We start from the raw sequence: 24,363 nt of genomic DNA, 5'->3' as shown, positions 1-24,363 counted from the left end.
ACCCGTCTTGACGAGCCGGGTGTCGACATCGATTGCCCGCTGGGACCGGGGAGGGAACTGGGGGTGGTGACGGTTCATGACTCCACCATCCAATGAGGAAAAGTACTCCGCATCCCGGCCGACGCGGTGGGATGTCTTACCACCCGGGTGGTGGTCCGTCAGCGGGTTGGCCAGGCCCGGCAGACCACCACTGACATCGTCCGTCCGCCGTGGGCTCGAGTCCCACCCACCCATGGGTCTGTCACCCCGTGCACGGCGGGCCGGGTACCGGGCAAGCAGTGGAGGCGGCGCAGAGCCGGCGCGTCCGGTGCGTCGGCACTGGGCTGGACGACATCGGCTGGTGCCTGTGGTGTGGACGGGCGGCTTGGGGCCGCTCGTAGCCCGACCGTGTGACGTGCCCGGCCGAAGTGCGGCTGCGCTGCGCGCTGGTCCGTTCCCCTCGCGGCGCAGGGTGCTTTCGTCGGGGGGCCGGGTGTGCGACGGCTCCTGGGTGACCGTCCGGCCGGTCCGCACCGCGCGGGTGGCGGCCAGCGCACGGGCGGGAGTGAGTGCGTCCAGAGCGCCCCGCTCGCCCGAGGCCCAGGCGGCGCGCGAGAGCAGGCGCCGGTACAGCACGCCGTACTCGTCCTCGGTCAGCCGTGGTGGTTCGGCCGGACGGGCATGGGTGACCATGGGTCAGCGCCCGTGCCGCCGACTATGTGCAGCTCTAAACGGGCGACACTCTCCCGTCGGGGGAGCGCCGTCGCGCGGTCGCTGTCGAGCCGATGACCTGCCCGCCGGATGTCTTCCGCAGCGGCACCGGGCTCGTCAGCCGCGGCCCCGGCGAGCGGCACACCGTCCGCTGGGGGATCGCGCCGTGGCCAGAGTGAGAGCGCCTTCAACGTCTCCGACATTATCCTCGTTGGGCCGAGATTCACTTTCGATCCGGACCTTCCTCGGGGTGCTGGTGCTCAACGGACGTTTCTCCTCGGGCTGGTCAGAGGACGTTGAGCAGGACGACGTAGGCGGCGGCGCCGATGCCGACGTTCAGGATGTGCGGCGGCCGCAGCCGGGTGGACTCAGTTGGTGGTGGCGACCGCGAGCAGCGCGTAGCGCGTGCAGTGGTGGGCGGTGTTCAGGCTGGTTGTGGCGGCGCTTTGGTGGTGCGCTTGGCGAGCAGGCCTGCAAGCAGCATGACGAGCAGAGCGATCCCCACGCCGCACAACGTCCACAGCACCCGGTAGCCCTCTGCGGCATAGTCGGAGGGCTGCGGCAGGGCCACCAGGATGAGCGTTCCCATGGCCATGGCCGCGGCGTACAGCGCGTAGTTCCAGACTCGAATCGCCACCCCATGCATGTACATGACGAGCGCGACCACTTCGAGTCCACGCTCGACCGCGAAAAGTCTGATTCCGTGTTCACTGGCCGGCACCAGCAGCAGCAGCGCAGCCGCGACGGCTCCGATCAGCGCGCCGACAAGGCGCTGCACGGATACGAGCGTGGCCTGCTCCAGGCTCGGCTTCAGCGCGATCATGGCAGCGATCGTCATCCAGTAGCCGTGCGACAGGTTGAGCCCGAACGCAAGCGCGACGGTGCCGGCCATGACCAGAGCGCGGATCACCGTGAACGTGATCAGCGGCCGGGTCAGCTTTCGTCGGGAGGTGTCCCCAGGGATCTCCGCCACCATCGGGGGCTGGTCCTGGCGCCCGCGGATCAGCCACCCGACGAACGTCATCACGATCCACAGCGCCGCCCCTCCGGTCCAGGCGAGCACCTGAGCCCAGGTGTAACTGGTGACGCGGGCGTGCTGATGAAAGCCGAACCCGAGCGCGAGGGCGACGACGAACCAAACGTTGAGAAACATGGCGGCGACGAACCCGCGCACTCCGAACGCGATCGCCAGGCCGGCCACCAGCGTGACCGCGAAAGTCGCGAGCACCAGCCAGCCCCAGGCCTCTCCCGCGATGCCGAACCCCAGCGCGGTCAATCCTGCGCCGATCAGAGCAAAGACGGCGATGCATGAAGCGCGGTAGCCGTAGCTGCCTCCCGGGTCATTCAGCCACGTAAACAACAGGCCGAACAAGGCGCTGAGAAGATACTGCTCATGCCCGATCGCCCAGAAGACGATCATCGGGACCAGCGCGATGTCCAGGAACAGCACCCCGCGCGCCCAGTTGAGCCCCGCGGGGTTGAGCTCGAACACCTTCGACAGCCAGCTCATGACCTTCCCCCTGTGCGCGGGCTGTCCTTCGCGTCCGCTCGTACTCGTCATGGCCCGCCTCGCTCGCCTAGTCGCCGGGTATGCCGCTCCAGTCCCGCATTCTCCGATTCCGCCGCGATCGCCACGAAACGACCCGCAGGTCCCGATCAAAGACGCCGCGTCCACCAGTCATACGGCGGAGCGGAGCTATCAACGCCGACGACCGGCTGCAGGAGCGGTGGGTCGCCGCCGATCGAGGCGAACTCGTCGATCGGCGGCTGCGAGTCCCTCACCCGTACCGACGCACTCACCGCGTTCAGCACCGTCGGCTTCGGCGACATCACCGCCCGCACCGACGCGGCACGCGTCATGACGATGATCCAGATGGTCGGCGGGATCCTACTCGTCGGAGTGGCCGCCCGGATTGCGGTCACCGCCGTCAAAGCCGGACTGCGGCGGCGGAACCCGAAGGACAGGTGATCCGCCTCCGCGGCCTGACCCATGTGACGACTACCCGGCGGATGGTGCTTGCACGTCGCTGACATACCGGGCAGCGGGAGCGTGCGCGGATTCTCCCGGCACCAGGGTCTGCCGGCGCTGCGGCTGGTCCGATCGAGGGAAGACGCTCCGCTCAACGGCCCCACAGCGGTTGGCCGGACATGCGGCCCTGCGCGGCCGGTGATTGCGTGACCCCTGTACCAGGCCGGCTGCGGCCAGGCAGCCGCGCGGCGAGGAGGCAGGGCATGACGGAATCCACTGCGAGCGCACCGCAGGCGGCGATGACGGTGCATCTGCCGAAAGGGCGGAAGGCACTGGCCATCGGCGCAGAGTCGGGCATCGGCAAGGCCACGGCCATCGGGCCCTGCCGGGTCGGCACCGATGTGGTCGGCACTCGGTACCGAGGCCTCGGCCGACGCCTGACACCGCCCCACCTCCATCGCGCTCGGGCCGGTCCCCATTGCGAGCACGGCCTTCGTTCCGGCGGTGCGCGCCGGCCACCGCTTGCCGTACTGGTGGTGATCACGCTCTTCGTCACCCGCGAAGACGCCCCTCACGTGTGGCGCAGGCTCACCCATGATGCGGGCCTGGTCTTCGTCATCACCGCCGGGCGACCACGCTCGCCACGGTCGGGCTGCCCCTGCGCACGCGGGGCACCTGGGTCCGCGACACGGCCGTCGAAGTCGCCGCCTCCGCTGTCATCGTCCGGGGCACGGCCCAGCGCCCTGCCTCGTTCGCACCTCGCCGACCGTGCCCGCTACGCCGGCCTGGCCGGGATTCGTCACACAGGTGGCGTTGGTGATCGTCGTGTCGGCCGTCGGCCTTGCCGTACTGGCTGGACAGCCAGGGCGAGCTGGACGCACTCACCGGCGCCGACCTGAGAAGAAGGGGCACGGACGGTGGCGGTGCGGCAGACAACAGCTGACCACACGGTCCCGGCTGAATCCCGTGTGACGCCCGGACTCCGACGAAGGGAGCAGCTGTGACCGACGACGATACCCTGCTCGGGATGGCACTGATCGTGGCCCTCGCCGTCGGCTCGCAGATCGTTGCGAGCAAACTCCGCGTTCCCGCTCTGGTCCTTCTACTGCCGGCCGGGTTCGCCGCTGGTGCGCTGATGGATGCCATTCACCCGGACAAGCTGCTCGGGACGCCGGACTTCACCGCCCTGGTTTCGCTGGCCGTCGCGGTGATCCTCTACGACGCGGGGCTGGGGCTCAACCTGCGCAATCTCGCCGGTCACACGCGATGGATCGTGGGGAGACTGCTGTTGCTCGGCGTGCTCCTCACGTCTCTGGTCACCACGGCGCTGGCACCGGCGTTGTTCGACATGCCACTCAGAGTGGCCGCAATGCTGGGTGTGATCCTCGTCGTCTCGGGACCCACAGTTGTAGGCCCGCTGCTCGAATACGTGCGACCGACCGACAAGGTACGGCGCATCCTGATCTGGGAAGGAACACTGACCGACCCGATCGGCGGCATCCTCGGCGCGCTCACCTTCCACGCCATCGCCACGACGCAGCGAGTCGAGATCGGCTGGGGTTACCAGCTTGGCCAGTTCGGCATCAGTATGGCCGTCGGTCTGGTCGGCGGGGCTGTGGGAACCGCGTTGCTGTGGCTGACGCTGCGTACCCTTCGGCTCGGCGAGACGCTGGGCACGCTCGCGCAACTGGCCACCGTGGTCACCGTGTCGGCGGCTTGCGACATCGCCCGGGATGACACGGGGCTCATCGCCGCCATCGTCACGGGCCTGGCCGTCACCAACATCCGCGGATTCGACATGCCGGCTCGGCGTCCCTTCTTCGAAACCCTGATTCAGCTGATCATCGGGCTGTTGTTCGTCTCCATCTCCTCCACCGTCACCCCCGATTCCCTGGTGCCCGTCCTCCTTCCCGCATTCGCTCTCATCGCGGTCCTTGTCCTGGTGGTGCGTCCGCTCGTGGCCTTCGCCGCGGCGTCACGCTCGGGTCTGCCCCGAGGGGAACGGGCCTTCATCGGATGGATGGCCCCACGCGGGATCGTCGCCGCCGCCACGGCATCGGCCTTCGCCGCCGGTCTCGTCCAGCGAGGGGTGGAAGGAGCCTCAAAGATCATTCCGGTCACTTTCCTGGTTATCGTGGGAACGGTTCTCGTGTACTCACTGACCGCGGCACCCGTGGCCCGACGGCTGGGGGTTGTCCAACCTGTCGGCACGCGCCTCCTGCTGGTGGGCGGCCAGCCGTGGGTGGTCGACATGGGAAGGGCCCTGCGGTCCGCCGGACTCGACGTGCTGATGTGGGCCGGAGCCGAGGAGGAGCGGGAACGGATCAGGGGTGCCGGGATCGAACTGGCCAAGGGCGATCTGCTGGCCACGGCCACCAACCCCGGGGCGCGACTGGAGGGAGTGACGGCCGTGTTCCTGGCCACCGAAGACGACGACTTCAACGCGCTCGCCTCGGTCGTAGTGCAGGGCAATGTCGAAGGCCCCGTCTACCGGGTCGGACCACCGCACGAAAGCCACGGAGTCGTCGCCCCCTACACCGGCGGCGACATCCTCTTCGGCAGATCCCTCGTCCGTCACGTTCTGGCAGCGCGCTATGAACAGGGAGCCCGATTCCTGGTTCAGCCCGCCTCCGCCCCGCTGCCGCCGGATCACGACACACTCTTCGTGGTGCGGGCCAACCGCTGGCTGGAGCCGGTCACCGAGAAGCAGCGGATCACTCCGCAGGAAGGGGACAGCGTCGTACTGCTCGGCTCGGTCCTCTCCGAACGGTGAACCCCTCTCACGCGGGGATTCCACCGGCTACGTCTGGCCCTCACGTGCCCGGTTGAGGGTCGCGTCCAGGGTGATCGCCGCATCGATCAGCGCGAGATGGGTGAAGGCCTGCGGGAAGTTGCCCAGCTGCCGTCCCGTCAGGTCGATCTCTTCGGAGTGCAGGCCGATGCGCGCAGAGCTGGAGCTGCTGCAGGAGTCGGTGGAGCGGGTGTTCACCGACCCGGCCCGCCGGGCCATGGCACAAACGGCCGACCACCAGGGTATCGGGGGCCGGTACCGGGCCCCGCGATAGGGCGGGCGCCCTGCCCACCGCCGCATCCAGCTCCCACGGTCCAGCAAGCCCACCGTAAGGCCACCCCCTGACGGCGCGCAGGCAGCGCCGATGCCGCGGTCGGACCGCCTGCCCGTACGCACGCCCCGGACCGCGTCAGGTTCGGAGAGCTTCCAGCTGTTTCGGCCAGGCGAGCGAGCTGCCAGGTCAGCGCACCGCAGCTGCTCGTTCTGCGCAACCTGCCCTTCGGGTGACCGGCGCCTACCTGCCTGGCCCGACGAGCGAGAAGCCCTGATCACCAACATTGCCGCAGGTCAGAGCGACCGCCTCCTCGACGAGCAAGCAAGGGTCTCACCGCGCTCCTGAAGTCGCTCGGCAAGGCCGCCAAGCGATGGGGGCCAACGAGGAGGGTTCGGGACAGCCCGTAGCCCGACCGTGTGACATGCCCGGCCGAAATACGGCTGTGTGGCGCGCCGGTCGGTCCCACCTCCTGGGCAGGGTGCTTGGGTCGGGGGGCCGGGCATGCGACGGCTCCGGTGCCTGTCCCGGCGGTCGCCCAGGCTCCCGGCCTTCCTCATGTGCGTCGCCCGTCCCGGCGGGCACGCCTCGCGAAACGCAGAAGGAGAGATCGTGGTGGCAGGAAATGGCGACGTGAACCGCGGGGCGATGTCCGCGCAGCTTCTCAGGGGCCAGAAGGCGCTGGTGACCGGTGCCAACTCGGGCATCGGCCTGGCGACCGCCGTTGCCCTGGGCCGGGCCGGAGCCGACGTCGTGGTGAACTACGTCGTCGGTGCGGACGAGGCCGAGAAGGTCGTGGCGGAAATCGAGGGCTTCGGGGTCCGCGCCTACGCCCACGAGGCCGATGTGTCCGACGAGGACCAGGTGACCGCCATGGTCGCGCGGATGGTCGAGGAGTTCGGCACCATCGACATCATGGTGGCCAACGCGGGTCTCCAGCGGGACGCGGCCGTGACGGAGATGACGCTCGCGCAGTGGCAGAAGGTCATCGACGTCAACCTGACCGGCCAGTTCCTGTGCGCGCGGGAGGCGGCCAAGGAGTTCATTCGGCGCGGTGTGGTGGAGGAAGTGTCCCGGTCGGCCGGGAAGATCATCTGCATGAGCTCGGTGCACCAGATCGTCCCGTGGTCGGGGCACGTGAACTACGCCTCCTCCAAGGGCGGTGTGGCCATGATGATGCAGACCCTCGCCCAGGAGCTCGCCCCCCAGCGGATCAGGGTCAACGCGGTCGCACCCGGAGCCATCCGCACGCCGATCAACCGCGACGCCTGGGACACCCCCGAGGCCGAAGCCGACCTCCTGCGTCTGATCCCGTACCGCCGCGTGGGCGACCCGGACGACATCGCCAACGCCGTCGTCGCGATGGCGTCCGACCTGCTCGACTACGTCGTCGGCACCACTCTCTACGTCGACGGCGGAATGACACTCTTCCCCGGCTTCGCCACCGGAGGCTGATCTCCGATGCAGGATCACATCACGCCCCGCCGGGTGGTGATCCTCGGCGGGGGGTTCGCGGGGCTGTTCGCCGCCCGCGCCCTACGGAACTCACCGGTCGCGGTGACTGTGATCGACCGCCGCGCCCACCACCTCTTCCAACCGCTGCTGTACCAGTGTGCCTCCGGAATCCTGTCCGAGGGCCAGATCGCACAACCCCTCCGTGGGGTCCTGCGGCGCCACCGCAACGTGCGCTGCGTGCTCGCCGAAGCCACCGACGTGGATGCCGGTGCCCGGCTTGTCCACGCCCGGCGACCCGACGGTGGAGCTGTCGAGCTGCCCTACGACGATCTGATCGTCGCGGTGGGCATGCGCCAGTCCTACTTCGGGCACGACGAGTTCGCCAAGCACGCCCCCGGCATGAAGACCCTGGACGACGCCCTGGACATCCGCCGACGCATCTACCGGGCCTTCGAGATGGCCGAAACGGCCGCAGACGACCGGGAACGGCAGCAATGGCTCACCTTCGCGCTCGTCGGCGCCGGGCCGACCGGCGTCGAACTCGCCGGACAGATCCGGGAGATCGCCGGCCACACGCTCGACCGGGAGTTCCAGAGGATCGATTCGGCCAAGGCCCGGGTGCTGCTTTTCGAAGGATCCGACGCGGTGTTGGGCGCGTTCGGTCCTCGACTGGCCCACCGTGCGGCCCGAACCCTGCAGGGTCTCGGTGTGGAGCTCCACCTCGGCACGATGGTCACCGACATCGATGCTCACGGCCTGACCGTAAAGGACCGCGCCGGAGCAACGACCCGGTTCGACGCACGCACCGTCCTGTGGACGGCGGGCGTCGAGGCGCCGCCCATCGCAGCCGTGCTGGCCCGGGCAACCGGTGCCGAACAGGACCGGGCCGGACGCATCCTCGTCGAACCCGATCTCACCATCCCTGGCCATCCGGAGATCCGCGTCACGGGTGACGTGATGAGCCTGAACCGGCTGCCGGGCCTGGCCGAAGTCGCCATGCAGACCGGTGCGTACGCGGGCCGGCTGGTGCGACACCAGGTCGAAGGCAGGACGAAGAAGCCGAAGCCCTTCAAGTACGTGGATCTCGGCAGCGCCGCCTACATCGCCCGCGGCCGGGCAGTCGTCAAGGCCGGCCCTCTGCATCTGTCGGGCTTCACCGGCTGGCTGGCCTGGCTCTTCATCCACGTGGCCTTCCTCACCGGCTTCCGCAGCAGGCTGGGAGCGGTGCTCAGCTGGTTCGTCGCCTTCGCCACCAGCTCGCGCCGCGAACGTGCCTTCACCATGGCCGACACCGACGTGACGGCGACCCAGGCGGGCGGTCGAAAGGCGCCTCCGCCGCCCTGAGAGCGGGCCCCGGCCGATCCTCGGCAGGCACTCCTCCGCCCTTGTCCCTCCTCAGTCCCGCCACTTCGCACAGCAGACCATCGAGGCGCACATGCTCAGCAACGCTGCCCACCTGGCGAGCAGCACTCCGGACCAACTCCTGCCGGCACGAGAGCTGATGGCTTTCACCCTGGCCTCGCACATCCTGCTGGTCCCGTTCGGCGTCGCACTGCCGTTCATCACCCTGCTGATGCACCACCGGGGGCTGCGTCGCAACGATCCCGTCGCCCTCCTGCTCGCCCGGCGCTGGTCGGCGGTGATGGCCGTCCAGTTCGCCATCGGCATCATCACCGGCACCGTGCTGTCCTTCGAGTTCGGCCTGCTGTGGCCCGGCATGATGGGCCGCTGGGGAGACGTCTTCGGTCTCGGATTCGGTGTCGAGGCATGGGCGTTCTTCCTCGAGGCCGTCCTGATCGCGATCTACCTCTACGGATGGCGCCGGCTCAAGCCCTGGACGCACTTCTGGCTGGCCGTACCGCTGCCGCTGACGGCCCTGATGGGGGCGTTCGGCATCATCGCGGCCAACTCCTGGATGAACACCCCCCAGGGATTCAGCCTCGACGCCCAGGGCAAGCCGGTCAATATCGACGTTCGGCGGGCGATCTTCACACCGATCTTCGGCCCGGAGTACTGGCACTTCGTCGTCGCGATGCTGCTGACCGCCGGCTACGTGGTCGCCGGCGTGTACGCGGTCGGCTGGCTGCGCGGGCGCCGAGACCGCTACCACCGCCTCGGCTTCACGCTGCCGTTCACCGTGGCCGCGATCCTCACGCCGGTCCAGTTCATGCTCGGCGACTCCGCCGCTCGCGCCGTCTTCCACAAGCAGCCGGTCAAGTTCGCCGCCACGGAACTCGTCTGGAAGACCGACACCCATGTGCCCGAGTACATGTTCGGGAAGCTGAACAGTGACGGGACGGTCTCCGGCGGACTCAAGATCCCCCAGCTGGACTCGATCCTCGCCGGCTTCAAGCCCAGCACTCAGGTGACGGGGCTGACATCGGTGCCGGCCGCCGACCGTCCCACCATCGTCCAGGCCACCATCGCCCACTGGGCCTTCGACATCATGGTAACCGTCGGTAGCGTGCTGATCCTGCTCGCGCTCTGGTACGCCTGGTCCTGGTGGCGGCACCGCGACAACCCCGCCAGCCGCTGGTTCTACCGCTGCGCCGCGCTCGCCGGAGTCGCCTGCCTCTTCACGGTGGAGTGCGGCTGGATCACCACCGAGGTCGGCCGTCAGCCCTGGATCGTCTACAACCATATGAGGGTCTCGGAGGCGGTGACCAGCACGGGCGCCGGGTCGCTGTGGGCGATGCTCGGCATCGTCATCGTCGTGTACGTGGCCGTCTTCGGCGCGTTCCTCGCGGTCGTCCTGAAGATGCGCACCCGATGGCGCATCACGGACGAGGGCTATGCCGCCGAACGCCAAGCACCGGCCCCGGAGACCGACACCCCCTACGGACCCAGAGGCGAGCCGGAGCCTGCGGCCACCGGGGTCGCGCCAGGTGGCGGGTCCGACCACACGTCCGGCGGTGCGCTCTGATGGCCGAATTCATCGCTTGGGTGTTGGTGGTCGTGATCGCCGCCTATGCGTGCGCCGGGGGCACCGACTACGGCGCCGGCTTCTGGGACCTGCTGGCCGGAGGGGCGGAGCGCGGCAAGCGGCCGCGCTGGCTCATCGACCACGCCATGGCACCGGTCTGGGAGGCCAACAACGTCTGGCTGATCTTCATCCTGATTGTCATGTGGACCGGCTTCCCGACCATGTTCCAGGCAGTCTTCGAGGCCATGTGGCTGCCGCTCACCCTCGCCGCCATCGGGCTCGTGCTCCGCGGCGCGGGATTCGCCCTGCGCAAGCCGGCCCGCAGGCTGGCCCAACGACGGGTCTACGGCGCGCTGTTCGCCGTCTCGTCTCTGCTCACGCCGTTCTTCTTCGGAGTGGTACTCGGGGGCATCGCCGCCGGTCGGGTCGCGGTGGGCACGCCCGCCTCCGCGGACGCCTGGGCCAACGGGACCTCCGTCCTCACAGGTTTGCTGGCGATCGCCGCCACCGCGTTCCTCGGGGCGGTCTTCCTCTGTTCCGATGCCCTGCGCTTCGGCGCGCACGACCTCGTCGACTACTTCCGCCTGCGGGCGCTGATCGCCTTCGCCGCCATCGTCGTCCTCGCGATCGTCGCCCTGCCCGTCACCCACGAAGACGCCCGGTACGTCTGGGACGGCCTCACCGGGGGCTGGGGCCTGCTGCTGATCATCCTGGCGGCAGTCTGCGGTCTGGCCACGGGGGTGCTGCTGTGGCGTCGGTCCCACGGCTGGTCCCGCTACACCTCGGTGGCGAGCGTCGCCCTGGTCGTCGGCGCCTGGGGCCTCGCGCAGCGGCCCTACCTGCTGCCCACCTCCCTGACGGTGACCGAGGCCGCGGGCGCCGCTCACACCCTGCGCTGGCTGGTGATCGTCACGGGCATCGCGATCGTGCTGGTCGGCCCGGCGCTGGTGCTGCTCTACCGGCTCGACACGATGGGTGAGCTGGAGGAGCTCACCGACGCTGACACCCGGGCCGCCAGAACCCCCGGCGACAACCTGTAGCGGTGCCGCACCGGTTCACGCAGCGACGCAGCCGACGGCGGGTGGACGTGCCACCCGCCGTCGGCTCCGTCGCTGCGTGCGACACCCTGTCAGCTCAGCCGGTCGGCGATGTGGTCGCCGACCCGCAGAGCGTTGGCGATGGCGGTCAGTGACGGGTTCACGGCGCCGATGCTAGGGAAGAAGCTCGTGTCCACGACGTACAGGTTGTCGAGATCGTGGGCCTTGCAGTTGACGTCGAGAGCCGAACTCTTCGGGTCGTCGCCGAACCGCACGGTGCCGGCCTGGTGCGCGGTGGCACCGATCGGCATGCCCTTGTGCAGGTAGATGCTGTGGTCCAGCAGGTGGTGCTCGTGCATGCCCAGGTGCCCGAGCATGCCCCGCAGTTTGTGCTGGAGGCGCTTGAGTCCGGCGATGTTGTTCTTCTCGTCGAGAGCGAGGTGGATGGCGTCGTCGTTGTCGAGGGTGACCCGGCTCTCGGGCAGCGGGAGGTCCTCCCCGCACAGCCAGAAGTCGACGGCGTGGTGCGCCAGTACCTCGAAGGGCATGTCGGGCGTGACGGCGCCGGCCCAGCGCGGCGCCTCACCATGGATCTGGTCGCCGTCCGACTTGCCGAGCATCTGGATGCCGCCGAGCGGATACTCCCAGTCGTCCGCGCCCAGATACCAGTCGTTCAGCGCCAGGGTCTTCTGGAACCTGGTGGGGTTCGGTTCCTTCGACACCGCCATCAGCGCCAGGTTGTTGTGCCGCATGTAGTGGCGTCCCACCACGTCCGAGCTGTTGGCCAGTCCACCGGGGTGCTTGTCGTTGGCCGAACGCAGCAGCAGCACCGCGGAGTTCACCGCTCCGGCTGCGACCACCACGATGTCGGCGCTGAATTCCTCGGTTGCTCCGTTGCCGAGCTCGGCAACGACCCGGGTGACGGTGCGTCCGGTCGGGTCGGTCTCCAGGCGCCGCACGTTCGCGTCGGTCACCATCGTGACGTTGTCGTACTTGAGCGCCGGGTCGACGCAGATCACCTGCGCGTCGGACTTGGCGCCGAGCAGGCAGGGGAAGCCGTCGACCCGGTCGCAGCGGATGCAGACGCTGTCATGGGTGGCCCGGCCGTTCTCGTCCTGGGTGAGGTTCACGCCGATGGGCAGGTGGAAGGGGTGCAGGCCGGCCTTGCCGAGATCGTCGCTGAGCTGCTGGATGCGGGCCTCGTGCTCGACCGGCGGGTAGGCGTACTGCGCGCTGGTCGGCCCGCCGGTGGGGTCCTCGCCGTGACGGCCGTGCACCAGGTAGAGGTGCTCGGCCTCGGTGTAGTACGGCTCCAGGTCCTCGTAGCGGATCGGCCAGGCCGGGGAGATTCCGTCGTGATGGCGCAGTTCCCCGAAGTCCTCGGGCCGGAGCCGGAACAGCGCGGCGCCGTAGAACTTGGTGTTGCCCCCGACGTAGTAGTTCACCTCCGGCGGGAACTCCTTGCCATGCTTGTCGTACCAGAACTCCGGGGCACGGTACTTGCCCTTGACGAAGACGGCGGTGGAGTCCCAGTTGTCCCGCTCCCGCGGCAGGTAGCCGCCGCGCTCCAGGATCAGGACCCGTTTGCCGGTGGGGGCCAGCCGATGGGCGAGCGTACCGCCGCCTGCTCCCGTACCGATGACGATGACGTCATAGTGCTGATCGTCGGCCATGAGAGGGTCCCGTTCTAGGAGTCGTCGGCTGTCCTGGCCGTAGTGCCCGCCCGGAGGGGGCCGCTGCGCCGCGTCGCTCCGGACAAGTACTCGACAATCGGAACATTTCAGTGCCAAATTCACCGTAACGGGTAGGTCTGGTCGGAGCGACCCGGGAGCCGGACAGGTGCGCGGTCACCTGGTCTCCCGCACGGCGTGCGCCGCCTCGTCGGCGATCGTCTGCGGGTCGGCCGCCGCGTCGACGGTCAGGCCGGGCTCGTTCGGCCGCAGGGGTTCGAGAGCGGCGTACTGGGAGTCCACCAGCCGGGCGGGCATGAAATGGTCCGCGCGGCCTGCGACCCTTCGGGCGGCGGTATCCCGGTCGAGAGCCAGATACAAGAACCACGTGCCCGCGCCTGCAGTGCGGAACAGGTCCCGGTACTCGCGCTTGAGGGCCGAGCAGGCCATCACCCCGCCCCGCCCGTCGTCGGTCGCCTCGCGGATCAGGGCGGCGACGGCCAGCAGCCACGGCCGGCGGTCCTCGTCGTCGAGCGGGTGGCCCGCAGCCATCTTGGCGCGGTTCACGGCCGGGTGGAGGTCGTCCGCCTCCAGGAAAGGGACGCCGAGCCGCTGTGCGAGCAGCCGCCCCACGGTGGACTTCCCCGAACCCGAGACGCCCATGACCACCACGACCGGGGGTGCCGGATCGGTTGTGGCCATGGTGAACCTCCGAGGCCATCGGGCCCTGGGCGCGCTGCGGTGTCCGCCGCGGGAGTCGAGATGCCCAGGGAGATCGCCGGCCTACGCGCGCGCCGGCGGCGACGCGGACAGCCGGGCCTACTCGGGTGCTTTAGTAATATTCATCTAGATTTGTATCATGAGTCCGATGGACCGTCCTGCCGATCCGGGCGCCGCGAGGTTCCTGCTTCCGTACCCGCCCTCACGGATCGGCGGCCTGTCCGGGGGACTGCCCGTGGCGGTGTGGGAGGGCGCAGGCGATCCGCCCGCTGACGAGAGTCTGGCGGAGGTGGAGTTCTTCGTGATCCCCTACGGCCGCACGGACGTCGCGGTGGCGCTGCTGCCGCGCATGCCGCGGCTGCGGGTCGTCCAGTCCCTGTCCGCCGGTGTCGACGAACTCGTGAAGTACATTCCCGCCGGCGTCGTGCTTTGCAACGCCAAGGGAGTGCACGACGCCAGCACCGCAGAGCTGGCCGTGACACTCGCCCTCGCGTCGCTGCGCGGAATCCCCGGCTTCGTCCGTGCCCAGGACACCGAGGAATGGCAGTCCGGCTTCCACCCGGCGCTGGCCGACCGCACCGTCCTGCTCATGGGCTACGGCTCCATCGCCGCCGCCGCCGAGGACCGGCTCGTCCCCTTCGAGTGCGACATCCTGCGGGTCGCCCGGACTGCCCGCACCGCCACCCGCGGCGCCGTCCACGCCCTCTCCGATCTGCCCGAACTCCTGCCCCGCGCCGACATCGTGGTGCTCACCGTCCCGCTCACCGACGACACCCGCGGCCTGGTCGACGCGGGCTTTCTCGCTCTCATGCCGGACGGCGCCCTGCTGGTCAACGTGTCCAGGGGCGCGGTGGTGGAGACCGACGCGCTGCTCGCCGAACTCAGGACGGGACGGCTGAGCACGGCCCTCGACGTCACCGACCCCGAGCCGCTGCCGGCCGGGCATCCGCTATGGCACGCGCCCAACACGCTGATCAGCCCTCATGTCGGAGGCAACAGCTCGGCCTTTCTGCCGCGGGCTCTACGGCTGATCCGCACCCAACTGCTGCGTTACGACGCCGGAGAGCCGCTGGAGCACACCGTGCTGCCTCGTGAGCTCTGAGCAGGCCTGGGGCCCGATACGTCAGAGGACGGCGATCGGGTCGACCGGTGAGCCGGTGGCGTCCGGCGGCCTCAGTGGCGCGATCACACAGAGGAAGGACCAGCGTTCCTCCGCCTCGCAGAGCGGCGCCAGGTCCTCGAACTGCAGGTAGTCCAGCAGGTGGAGGCCCATGGCGTGGATTGCCAGCACATGCACGGGGAAGTCGACGCCGTCGGTGGAACTCGGGGCCGTGTCGTTGTTCCCGTCGCCGCCGAGCACGGCGACCCGCCGGTCCGCCAGGAACTCCAGCGCCGACGGGTGGAGCCCGGCGCGCTCACGTGCCGCGTGCCACGCCCCGAGTTCGGTGCGGCGTCGGCGGTGGCCGACCCGGACGAAGAGGAGGTCGCCCTCTCCCACGGGCGCGTGCTGGGCGGTCTCGGCCGCGGCGAGGTCGTCGGCGGTCACGTGATCACCCGGTTCGAGCCAGGGCACCCCGCGCAGCCGCGGAACGTCCAGCAGCACGCCACGCCCCACGATCCCGTCACGCACCGCATCGAGGGAGAGCTCCGTGGCCCCGCCCTGTGACACTGCCCGCGGGCACGCCGCCGTGCAGGGTGCCGTCGTAGATCACGTGGCACAGGGCGTCGAGATGGCTGTCGGCATCGCCGTGCACGTTCATCGCGAAGCTGTCCCTCGCGAAGTGCAGCCCGCTGGAGGCCCCTTCGCCTGGCCGCCCGCTCATCCGATGCTTCGCGGGCTCCGGATTGTCCGGGCCGGGCCGCGTCACCAGCGTGGCGCTGGGCATTGTCGGAGACGAGCTTGACCCAGGCCAGGACGAGCGCGCTGCTCGGCGTCTTCATCTCGGTGACCACCATCCCGGCCGCCGCCGACATCGGCGTCTCCTGCGCGTTCTCCAGCTGGAGCGAGGCGCGCGGATCCCTGGTCCAACTCCTGCTCAACATCGTGCTGCTGATCCTGGTGGGCGTCCTGATGCTCAGATTCCAACGGGCTGTCTGGCGGCGCATCGGCCGTCGCGGCGGGCGCTCGAGCAGCGGGTGACGCCGCCGTCCCCGGAGACGCCAGCGTGAGCGCCCTGGCCTGCACCGCCGCATCCCCTGTGACCTCAGTGGGCGAACCTGCCCGGCGAACGCGCCGACGAGAACGTGTCGCGCTTGACCCGGTCCATGAGGGGCCACACGCTTCCGACGGGAGAGCCGGCGCCGCAGGTCACCACTACGCCGGCTCTTTGAGAACGCACGCTGGGCGGACCGAGGAGGCCACACGTGCAGGAGAGCCGCACCGGACGGCAGCTGACCCTTTCTCACGGCACGCACCGTGCTGTCGTCGTCGAGCTCGGCGCGGCCCTTCGGTCCTACACGGTCGGTGGGCGCACGGTGATCGACGGATTCAGCGCACCTGACCGGATCACCGGCGGACGCGGCCAGATCCTCGTGCCGTGGCCCAACCGGATCCGCGACGGCCGCTACTCCTGGGACGGACAGGAGCTGCAGCTGCCGCTCACCGAGCCGGCCGGCGGCAACGCCATCCACGGACTGCTCCGGTGGGTCGCGTGGCAGGTCGTGGAGGCGAGCGACAGCCGCGCTGTCCTGGAGGTTCCGCTGTGGCCGCAGCCGGGCTACCCCTTCCACCTCCACGTCCGTGCCGAGTACGCCCTGGGCGAGCGCGGACTCGACGTCTCCGTCACCGCGCGCAACCTCGACGAGAGCGCCGCACCCTACGGCTTCGGCCAGCATCCCTACGTCACCGCGCGCACCGCGGCCGTCGACCAGGCGGTGCTGACAGTCCCTGCACGCACGTGGTTGCGCACCGATGAACGCGGCCTGCCGGTGGCCGCCGAACCGGTCGCCGGGACCGAGTACGACTTGCGAACACCGCGAGCTGTCGGTGCGCTCCGGCTGGACACGCCCTTCGGGGACCTCGACCGGGACGCGGACGGTCGGGCGGTGGTGCGCCTGGCCCACCCGTCGGGTGCGTTCGGTACGGACGTGTGGCTCGGCGAAGGCGCGGACTACGTGCAGCTCTACACCGGCGACACCCTCCCGCCGGGGGAACGCCGCCGTGCGGTCGCCGTCGAGCCGATGACCTGCCCGCCGGACGCCTTCCGCAGCGGCACCGGACTCATCGGCCTCGGCCCCGGCGAGCAGCACACCGTGCGGTGGGGGATCACGCCGTGGGGAGAGTAACGACCCTGCTCGTGCGGGAACGTCGGCAGCGGTCCTCCCGCCGTACGACCATCGGTCACGGCGCCGCACAGCCTCGCGGCCGTGGCGCCCATCCGCCCCGGTAGGCCATGCGCCGGTCGGCAGTAGCACCCACTTGTCCTCACATGCGGCCCGCTCGATGCCGAGGGGCCACGCGAGGAGGGGCAGCCGTCGTGGGGCAGCCCGCCGACGACATCCTGGAACCCGGCAGCGACCTGCTATTCCTCGTGCACCGCGACGTCGCCTCGATCCGGTCACGGAAGGCAGTACACCACTGCGTCGGCCGGGGGGACACGGCCGCTCGGCTGGTCCCGGGCCTGCGGACTACGGGAAGCCCGCAGGTGTGCGGTCGGCATCCGCTGTCGGCCGACTGAAGCTTCGCCCGAAGACCCGTGGCCGAGCCGCCGCGCATGGGAAGGGCAATCCGCTGTGGGCGAGTTCGAGCACCGCCCGCGAACTGGGGGGATCGCCGTTCCAGTCTTCGATCCGGCCCTGAGGAGACTCGTTGGGGACGCGTTGGGGACACAAGGACAGGAACAGACCGACAAAGGTAGGGGAGCGCCGACATGGTTCACCCCCTCTGACCTGCAAGAACGTCACGAATTAGCGTAGAAACGCAAGGGCCGCCAAGATCCTCAAAGGACTCATAATCCGTCGGCCGTGGGTTCGAGTCCCACCCGCCCCACTTGCAGGCTTCTGACCTGCGGAAACGTTCATTTTTGGGTGTCGGATCGTCAACTTTGCCTGAGCGGACTGAATCCGCTGCTCGTGGGTTTGGAGTCCGTTGGCGCTCGGGGGAGTTCGAACCCCTCTGACCTGCGGCTGAGTAGGTGATCGAGATTGCCGCGCGCGGTCCGGGCGACTGCTCTGAGGGGCGATGCCAAGATCCAGGGGCCGCACAGGGGCCGGGACGGCGGAGTCGTGTCCAGTCGACGGTGTCTACGGGGCCGATTCGTTGTCCCATTTGCTGGTTGCGCGGCATGGGCTGCCATCGGTTGTGGAGGCACTGCCGCCCTCGCGTCGCTCGTTCTGTGATGACGTCCAGGGGCGGGGAAACTGCCCCAAGAGGAAACCGCCCCGATGGGTTACTCGCCCCTCTTGCGTAGAGCCCTGCGGTTCGACTGGTCAGGCCGGTGGGACGGTCACCAACAGGCCCTGTCCAGCTGTGGATTGTCCCGAACAGGAGTGCGCCGGCTGGGCAGCAGCGCCCGCGCCTTCGAGCGCCACGGACCAGGGCATGGCCTCCTTCGGCGTGGGTGGTAGACCGCGCCGGCATGATCGACGGGCCGGCGTCGGCGAGCACGTCCAAGGGGGGAAGCACGTGGGTTCCCGCGGTCCTGGAGGTTCCGGCGGGTGAACCCGTATACGGACGGCTCCTGGCTGTCCGTCCAGGCGGGGGTTCGGGTGGTTTGGCGATGGGTCTTGACCTTCGAGTTGTGTCGAGGCTTTACCGTCGGTGGTGCGACGACCTACCGCATATCGCAGCTGGCCGAGCGCCTCGGCATCCGGCCGCAACGCTGCGCTTCTACGAGACCACTGGACTACTGCTGCCGAGCGGACGGCGTCCGGAGATCGCGGGAACGGAGATCGCGGAGGTTTCTGCCCAGGGCGGGTTCGCGCCGGGGACTGAGCAGGTCAGGGCAGCGACGCGGGCGGCGAAGGTGCAGGCGTCGGTGAGGTCTTCGAGGTTCAGCCGGTCGAGTCGGCCGCCGAGGTGTCCGAGGGCGGTGAGGCGGTGGAGCAGGCCCGCGGTGAAGGAGTCTCCGGCGCCGACGGTGTCGACGACGTCCACGGCCGGGGCCGGGACGGTGACGCGGTGGCCGTCGAGGGAGGCGAGGGCTCCGCGTCCGCCGAAAGTGAGCACGACCAGGCGCGCGCCGGCGGCGTGCCAGGTGTCGCACGCCTCTTCGGGGCTGGCGCCGGGCAGGAGCAGCGCGAGGTCGTCCTCGCTGAGGCGGAGGATGTCGGCGAGGGTGCACCAGTGGGGGAGCCGTTCGCGGTAGGCGGTGGGCGGTACGAGCAGGGGGCGGACGTTGGGGTCGATGGACACGGTGAGGTGCTCGCGGGCCTTGGCGAGGTGGTCCTCGATGCGGGTGCCGCCGGGTTGGCGTATGAGTGCCAGGGAGCCGGTGTGCAGGCAGGCCGCGCTCTCCCACCCGGTGGCGGCGAGTTCTTCGTCGGTCCACTGCCAGTCGGCCGCGCTGTCGGCGTAGAAGGTGTAGGTGGCCTGGCCGGTCTCGTCGAGGTCGGCGACGGCGAGGGTGCTGGGCTCGGGGGCGGTCAGGCTGCCGGTCAGGTCGACGCCGGAGGCGCTGAGGCGGGCACGAAAGAGGGTGCCGAAGACATCCGTGGAGAAGCGCCCGAGGAAGCGGGTGGGGGTGCCGAGCCTGGCGAGAGCGACGGCGGTGTTGGCGGGGCCGCCGCCGGGCAGGGCGCGCAGCGCGAGCTCGTCGGAGCTGGACCGGGTGGGGTCGGTGAAGGCGTCGGCGACGCACTCGCCGAGGACGGTGACGCTGACGGGGGCCTGGGGTCGGGCCATGGTGACTGTCTGCCTCTCTCAGGAAGAGCGCGGGTGGCGAAGGGCACCGGGATGGTGGCCTGATGCAGCCCATTGCGCAGGTATTGACATGCCGCTCAAGGCGGACGTAACTTCCCTGCCACAAGGAAGTAACGCGCGTTATTAAAGCGCGAAACCGGAGGCAGTGTCTCGCCTTCGTCCGGCCGAAGGGGACTGGAAGTGGCCACGAACAAGACGCATCGCGTGACCATGAGCGATGTGGCCCACCGCGCGGGTGTCTCGCGGACAACGGTCTCCTTCGTCCTGAACGACAAGCCCGGCGCCACCATCCCCGACGAGACCCGTCGGCGGATCCTGGAGGCGATCGACGAGCTCGGCTACCGGCCCAACGCCGGGGCGCGGGCGTTGGCCGCGAACCGCAGCGGGTGGTTCGGGCTGATCACCGAGATCGTGACCGGCCCCTTCGCGGGGGAGGTGATCACGGGCGCGCAGAGCCGCGCCTGGGGTGACCGGAGGCTCCTGCTGATCGCCGCGAGCGAGGGCGACCCCGCCCAGGAGGCTGCCGCGCTCGACCAGATGCTGGAGCACCGTGTGGAAGGGCTCCTGTACGCCACGACCTGGCACCGCGCCGTCACGCTCCCCAAGGCCGCCCGGGAGGTGCCGACGGTGCTCGTCAACTGCTACGACTCGGAAGGGGAGCTCCCGTGCATCCTGCCCGACGAGGTGTCGGGCGGATACAAGGCGACCCGCCGGCTCCTGGACGCCGGTCATACCCGCATCGGGTTGATCAACCTCGACCCGGCGATCCCGGCCGCCATCGGCAGGCGCGAGGGGTACGAACGTGCCCTGCGCGAGGCCGGGATCACCCCCCACCCCTCCCTCGTCGTCCCCGGCTGGGCGACCGCCGACGGCGCCTATGACGCCGCCTGCGAACTGCTGGACCGCCCGGCCGGCGACCGGCCGACCGCGCTGTTCTGCGGAAACGACCGGATGGCGATGGGCGCGTACGACGCGATCAAGGAACGTGGACTGCGCATCCCGCACGACGTGGCCGTGGTGGGGTTCGACAACCAGGAACTCATCGCCGCCTATCTGCGGCCGAAGCTGACGACGCTCGCCCTGCCCTTCGAGGCCATGGGCACCAAGGGCATCGACATGCTCGCCGCTCTCGCAGCGGGGCAGCCGCTCGACACCCATCGGGTGACGATCGACTGCCCGCTGCTCGAACGCTCGTCGGTCTGACCGCTAATCAGTCCGCCGAGGAATCCCATCCCCGTCTTCGCCCTGTGTGTTGAAGAGAGGAAAAGAGTCTCCATTATGGCACCCTCCCGCATACCTTCACGGCGGCCACGAGCCGTCCTGAGAGCGGTCACCGCGACCGCCGCCGCGGCCCTGGTCCTGTCCGCCTGTACGGGTGGCTCGGGCGCCGCCGGCGCCGGTGACACTTCTGGCAACCAGCTGCTCACCATCCCGCGCGAGGATCTGGCGACGTTCACGCGCAACTTCAACCCACTCTCCCCGCAGGCCGCCCCCATGACCCTCCAGTCGGTCTACGAGCCTCTGGCGGTGCACAGCATGGCGGATGCCAAGGACACGCCGTGGCTGGCCACCAAGTGGGAGCAGGCCAAGGACGGCAAGTCCCTCACCTTCACGCTGCGCGACGGCGTCAAGTGGTCGGACGGCAAGCCGCTCACCGCCGACGACGTCGTCTACACCTTCGAGCTCCAGAAGAAGGTGCTCGGCGGCTTCGACTACCTCGACAAGGTCACCGCGGTCGACGCCCACACGGTGAAGTTCTCCTTCGACAAGGCGTTCTCGACCGCCTTCTACGAGATCAGCGGCCACTACATCCTGCCGAAGCACATCTGGTCGAAGGTGAAGGACCCGGCGAAGTTCACCAACCCGGACCCGGTCGGCACCGGCCCGTACACCAAGATCGAGAAGTTCCAGAGCCAGTCGTACGAGCTGCGCAAGAACCCCGACTACTGGCAGCCCGCGAAGCAGCAGATCGCCGGCATCCAGATGCTCGCCTTCTCCGGCAACGACAGCGCCAACATCGCCTTCACCAACGGCGAGGTGGACTGGACGCAGTCGTTCATCCCGGACATCGAGAAGTCCTTCGTCGCCAAGGACAAGAAGCACAACCACTACTGGTTCCCGGCCACCGGCGCCATGATCAACTGGCAGCTGAACACCACCAAGGCGCCGTTCAACGATCCGGCCGTGCGCAAGGCGCTCAGCATGGCCGTCGACCGTGACCAGATCACCAAGGTCGCGATGAACGGCTACGCCGAACCCACCGACTGCACGGGCCTGGCCCGCACGTACGACAAGTGGCGTGACACATCGCTGGCCGCCTCCTGCACCTGGACGAAGTACGACAGCACCGAGGCGGCCAAGGCCCTCGACGCGGCCGGCTACAAGGAGAGCGGCGGCAAGCGGAAGCTGAAGAACGGCAAGAACTTCACCCTCGACATCTCCGTCGGCTCCGCCTCCTCCGACTGGATATCGGTCGCCAACATCATCAAGCAGGACCTGGCGAAGGTCGGCATCACCGCCACCGTGAAGACGCCCGACTGGTCGGCGGTCTCGTCCTCGTACAACACCGGCACCTTCGACACCGGCATCGTGTGGAGCAACAACGGCGCCACCCCCTACGAGTACTTCCGCGGCGTGATGTCGACCAAGATGGTGCAGCCGGTCGGCAAGCAGGCCACGGAGAACTACCACCGCTTCGGCGACAAGAAGGCCGACAAGCTCATCGACGCCTTCGCCGCCGCCACGGACGAGAAGACGCAAGCCGAGCAGATGAACGGCCTGCAGGAGCTGTACAACAAGGACGCGCCCGTCGTCCCGCTGTTCACCGGCCCCGAGTGGGGCGCGTACACGGACGCCCGCTTCACCGGCTGGCCCACCGAGAAGAACCCGTACGCCACCCTCGGCAACCGCAACGGCAGCACGATCCTCGTGCTCACCTCGCTGAAGCCCGTCAAGGGCTGACGCCGCCCGCGGACCGGCGGCCGCCCTCCTCCCCGGACGGCCGCCCCCGCGCACCGAGCCACACGTTCACCCCCCACCGACAGGGAGCACGACCCGTGCGTCTGATCCTGCGCAACCTGGGGTTCTATCTGCTCGCCTTCTGGGCCTCCATCACCCTGAACTTCGTTCTCCCGCGCTTCATGCCGGGCGACCCGGTCTCCCGGATGTTCGCGCAGGCCCAGGGCACCATGCAGCCCGACCAGATAGCCCAGCTGCGGAAACTCTTCGGCCTCGACAACCGCCCCCTCTGGGAGCAGTACGTCTCCTACGTCAAGAGCGTCTTCACCGGCGACCTCGGCATCTCCATCTCCCGCTTCCCGACCCCGGTCTCCGACGTGATCGGCTCGCAGATCGGCTGGACCCTGCTCCTCGGTGGCGTCGCGCTCGTCATCGCCGCCGTGCTCGGCAACCTGCTCGGCATCGTCGCCGCCTGGCGGCGCGGCGGCGTCCTCGACTCCGCCTTCCCGCCTCTGCTGATCTTCGTCGGCTCGTTCCCGTACTTCTGGCTGGCGATGGGCGCGCTGTACCTGTTCGGGGTGAGCCTGGGCTGGTTCCCCATGCGGCACGCCTACGACGTCGGACTGACCCCCGGCTTCAACGCCGAGTTCGTCTCCAACGTCGCCACCCACCTGGTGCTGCCCGCGCTGACCATCGTGCTGGTCTCCATCGGCGGCTGGATGCTCGGCATGCGCAACACCATGATCGCCACGGCGGCCGAGGATTACATCACGATGGCCGAGGCGAAGGGGCTCAGCCCCTCGCGGATCATGTTCCGCTACGCCGCCCGCAACGCCCTGCTGCCCTCCGTCACCAACTTCGGCATGGCGCTCGGCTTCGTCGTCGGCGGCGCCCTGCTCACCGAGGTCGTGTTCGCCTACCCCGGCATCGGCTACCAGTTGCTGATGGCCGTCCAGGGCCTGGACTACCCGCTGATGCAGGGCATCTTCCTGACGATCACGGCCGCGGTACTGGTCGCGAACTTCCTCGTCGACCTCGTCTACGTCCGCCTCGACCCGCGCGTCCGCGTCCGCTGAGGAGGTTGCCGACATGACCGCCATCGAGATCGCGACGGCCACCACGCCGACCACCCCCGCACGCACCTCCCGCCGACGCGGACTGCTGCGCCAGCTCATCGACAGCAAGAAAGCCTTGACCGGGCTGATCCTGCTCGCTCTCTTCGCGCTGCTGGCCCTGCTCGCGCCCTTCCTGGTACCGGGCGACCCGTCGCTCATCAACTCCACGGGCAGCCAGGCTCCCTCGGCCGCGCACTGGCTCGGTACGACCGCCAAGGGACAGGACGTGCTCGCCCTCACCCTGTGGGGTGCGCGCAGCTCCCTCTTCGTAGGGTTCACCGTGGGGCTCGTGGCGACCGCGGTCGCCATCCTCGTCGGCCTGGCGTCCGCCTACTTCGGCCGCATCATGGACGACGCGCTGACCCTGGTCACCAACGTCTTCCTGCTGCTGCCCGGCCTCCCGCTGCTCATCATCCTGGCCGCGTTCCTGCCGCCCGGCACCTCCACCGTGATCCTGGTCCTCGTCGTCACCGGCTGGGCGGGCTCGGCCCGGGTACTGCGAGCTCAGGCCAAGTCGATCCGCGGCAAGGACTTCGTGGCCGCAGCCGTCGTCACCGGCGAGCGCCCGCTGCGGATCATGTTCCGCGAGATCCTGCCCAACATGGCGTCCGTGGTGATGACCACGCTGCTCGGCTGCGTGATCTTCGGCATCGGCGCCCAGGCCGGCCTGGAGTTCCTCGGCCTCGGCGACAGCAGCGTCGTCAGCTGGGGCACCAACCTGTACTGGGCCAGCAACGACGGCGCACTGATGACGGGCACCTGGTGGGCCTTCGTCCCCTCCGGGCTGTGCATCGCGCTCGTCGCGTTCGCGCTCGCGCTGGTCAATTACGCGGTCGACGAGATCACCAACCCGAGGCTGCGCAACCGCCGTGCCCGCCGTGCCCGCCGTGAGAGGAGGGGCTGA

At 69.3% G+C, this 24,363-nt stretch carries 16 protein-coding genes and 3 pseudogenes; 13 read left to right on the top strand and 6 right to left on the bottom strand.

Annotated features, from left to right (window positions below; all coding sequences use genetic code 11):
- Window positions 1-1,114 precede the first annotated feature (1,114 nt).
- On the bottom strand, window positions 1,115-2,200 hold the full coding sequence (locus tag OG985_RS04315; protein WP_371666863.1) for an FUSC family protein: 1,086 nt from the start codon (window positions 2,198-2,200) through the stop codon (window positions 1,115-1,117).
- 261 nt (window positions 2,201-2,461) lie between these two features.
- Between OG985_RS04315 and OG985_RS04310 the strand changes: the two are divergent.
- Together OG985_RS04310 and OG985_RS04305 are read left to right on the top strand one after the other, a co-directional pair.
- Window positions 2,462-2,659: pseudogene (locus tag OG985_RS04310) on the top strand (potassium channel family protein); the annotation flags it as partial.
- Window positions 2,660-3,659: 1,000 nt separating this feature from the next.
- On the top strand, window positions 3,660-5,432 hold the full coding sequence (locus tag OG985_RS04305; RefSeq protein ID WP_371666862.1) for a cation:proton antiporter: 1,773 nt from the start codon (window positions 3,660-3,662) through the stop codon (window positions 5,430-5,432).
- A 27-nt stretch (window positions 5,433-5,459) separates the two neighbouring features.
- Here the strand turns inward: OG985_RS04305 and OG985_RS04300 are convergent, their stop codons facing one another.
- Window positions 5,460-5,669: a hypothetical protein gene (locus tag OG985_RS04300; RefSeq protein ID WP_371674717.1), complete on the bottom strand. Its 210-nt coding sequence runs from the start codon at window positions 5,667-5,669 to the stop codon at window positions 5,460-5,462.
- A 700-nt stretch (window positions 5,670-6,369) separates the two neighbouring features.
- Between OG985_RS04300 and OG985_RS04295 the strand changes: the two genes are divergently transcribed.
- The 4 genes from OG985_RS04295 to OG985_RS04280 all read left to right on the top strand — a co-directional run bounded on the left by OG985_RS04295 (window position 6,370) and on the right by OG985_RS04280 (window position 11,139).
- A complete protein-coding gene (locus OG985_RS04295; RefSeq protein WP_371674256.1) occupies window positions 6,370-7,176 on the top strand; it encodes an SDR family oxidoreductase in 807 nt (268 codons plus the stop codon).
- 6 nt (window positions 7,177-7,182) lie between these two features.
- The gene (locus tag OG985_RS04290; protein WP_371666861.1) at window positions 7,183-8,520 is read left to right on the top strand and encodes an NAD(P)/FAD-dependent oxidoreductase; all 1,338 of its coding nucleotides are present in this window, start codon (window positions 7,183-7,185) and stop codon (window positions 8,518-8,520) included.
- A 91-nt stretch (window positions 8,521-8,611) separates the two neighbouring features.
- Entirely contained in the window at window positions 8,612-10,099 is a 1,488-nt protein-coding gene (locus OG985_RS04285) for a cytochrome ubiquinol oxidase subunit I (protein WP_371666860.1), read from the top strand.
- Window positions 10,099-11,139 carry a cytochrome d ubiquinol oxidase subunit II gene (locus tag OG985_RS04280; RefSeq protein ID WP_371666859.1) on the top strand — a complete coding sequence of 347 codons (1,041 nt, stop codon included), beginning with the start codon at window positions 10,099-10,101 and terminating at the stop codon, window positions 11,137-11,139. Before OG985_RS04285 ends, OG985_RS04280 begins: the two co-directional genes overlap by 1 nt.
- 89 nt (window positions 11,140-11,228) lie before the next feature.
- On the opposite strand, the gene OG985_RS04275 is transcribed toward OG985_RS04280, so the two are convergent.
- Both OG985_RS04275 and OG985_RS04270 read right to left on the bottom strand, forming a co-directional pair.
- A complete protein-coding gene (locus OG985_RS04275; protein WP_371666858.1) occupies window positions 11,229-12,809 on the bottom strand; it encodes a GMC oxidoreductase in 1,581 nt (526 codons plus the stop codon).
- 174 nt (window positions 12,810-12,983) lie between these two features.
- Window positions 12,984-13,508: a gluconokinase gene (locus OG985_RS04270; RefSeq protein WP_371666857.1), complete on the bottom strand. Its 525-nt coding sequence runs from the start codon at window positions 13,506-13,508 to the stop codon at window positions 12,984-12,986.
- 166 nt (window positions 13,509-13,674) lie between these two features.
- On the opposite strand from OG985_RS04270, the gene OG985_RS04265 reads away from it, so the two are divergent.
- Entirely contained in the window at window positions 13,675-14,628 is a 954-nt protein-coding gene (locus OG985_RS04265) for a 2-hydroxyacid dehydrogenase (RefSeq protein ID WP_371666856.1), read from the top strand.
- Between the two features lie 21 nt (window positions 14,629-14,649).
- Here the strand turns inward: OG985_RS04265 and OG985_RS04260 are convergent.
- Window positions 14,650-15,412 (bottom strand): annotated as a pseudogene (locus OG985_RS04260) (cyclase family protein).
- Between the two features lie 11 nt (window positions 15,413-15,423).
- Here OG985_RS04260 and OG985_RS04255 point away from each other — a divergent pair.
- Both OG985_RS04255 and OG985_RS04250 read left to right on the top strand, forming a co-directional pair.
- A pseudogene (locus OG985_RS04255) lies at window positions 15,424-15,666 on the top strand (DUF389 domain-containing protein); the annotation flags it as partial.
- Window positions 15,667-15,890: 224 nt separating this feature from the next.
- Window positions 15,891-16,811: an aldose 1-epimerase family protein gene (locus OG985_RS04250; RefSeq protein ID WP_371666855.1), complete on the top strand. Its 921-nt coding sequence runs from the start codon at window positions 15,891-15,893 to the stop codon at window positions 16,809-16,811.
- Between the two features lie 1,543 nt (window positions 16,812-18,354).
- Here OG985_RS04250 and OG985_RS04245 read toward each other — a convergent pair.
- Window positions 18,355-19,368, bottom strand: a complete 1,014-nt coding sequence (locus OG985_RS04245) for a carbohydrate kinase (RefSeq protein ID WP_371666854.1) — start codon at window positions 19,366-19,368, stop codon at window positions 18,355-18,357.
- A gap of 198 nt (window positions 19,369-19,566) precedes the next feature.
- Between OG985_RS04245 and OG985_RS04240 the strand changes: the two genes are divergently transcribed.
- From OG985_RS04240 to OG985_RS04225, 4 genes are all read left to right on the top strand, one after another.
- Window positions 19,567-20,589 carry a LacI family DNA-binding transcriptional regulator gene (locus OG985_RS04240; RefSeq protein ID WP_329227650.1) on the top strand — a complete coding sequence of 341 codons (1,023 nt, stop codon included), beginning with the start codon at window positions 19,567-19,569 and terminating at the stop codon, window positions 20,587-20,589.
- Between the two features lie 75 nt (window positions 20,590-20,664).
- On the top strand, window positions 20,665-22,347 hold the full coding sequence (locus OG985_RS04235; protein WP_142264159.1) for an ABC transporter substrate-binding protein: 1,683 nt from the start codon (window positions 20,665-20,667) through the stop codon (window positions 22,345-22,347).
- 95 nt (window positions 22,348-22,442) lie between these two features.
- On the top strand, window positions 22,443-23,420 hold the full coding sequence (locus tag OG985_RS04230) for an ABC transporter permease (protein ID WP_329227646.1): 978 nt from the start codon (window positions 22,443-22,445) through the stop codon (window positions 23,418-23,420).
- 13 nt (window positions 23,421-23,433) lie between these two features.
- Window positions 23,434-24,363, top strand: a complete 930-nt coding sequence (locus OG985_RS04225) for an ABC transporter permease (protein WP_371666853.1) — start codon at window positions 23,434-23,436, stop codon at window positions 24,361-24,363.

It is taken from the genome of Streptomyces sp. NBC_00289 (assembly GCF_041435115.1).
Lineage (GTDB): Bacteria > Actinomycetota > Actinomycetes > Streptomycetales > Streptomycetaceae > Streptomyces.
This window is presented reverse-complemented; position numbering and strand designations above follow the sequence as displayed.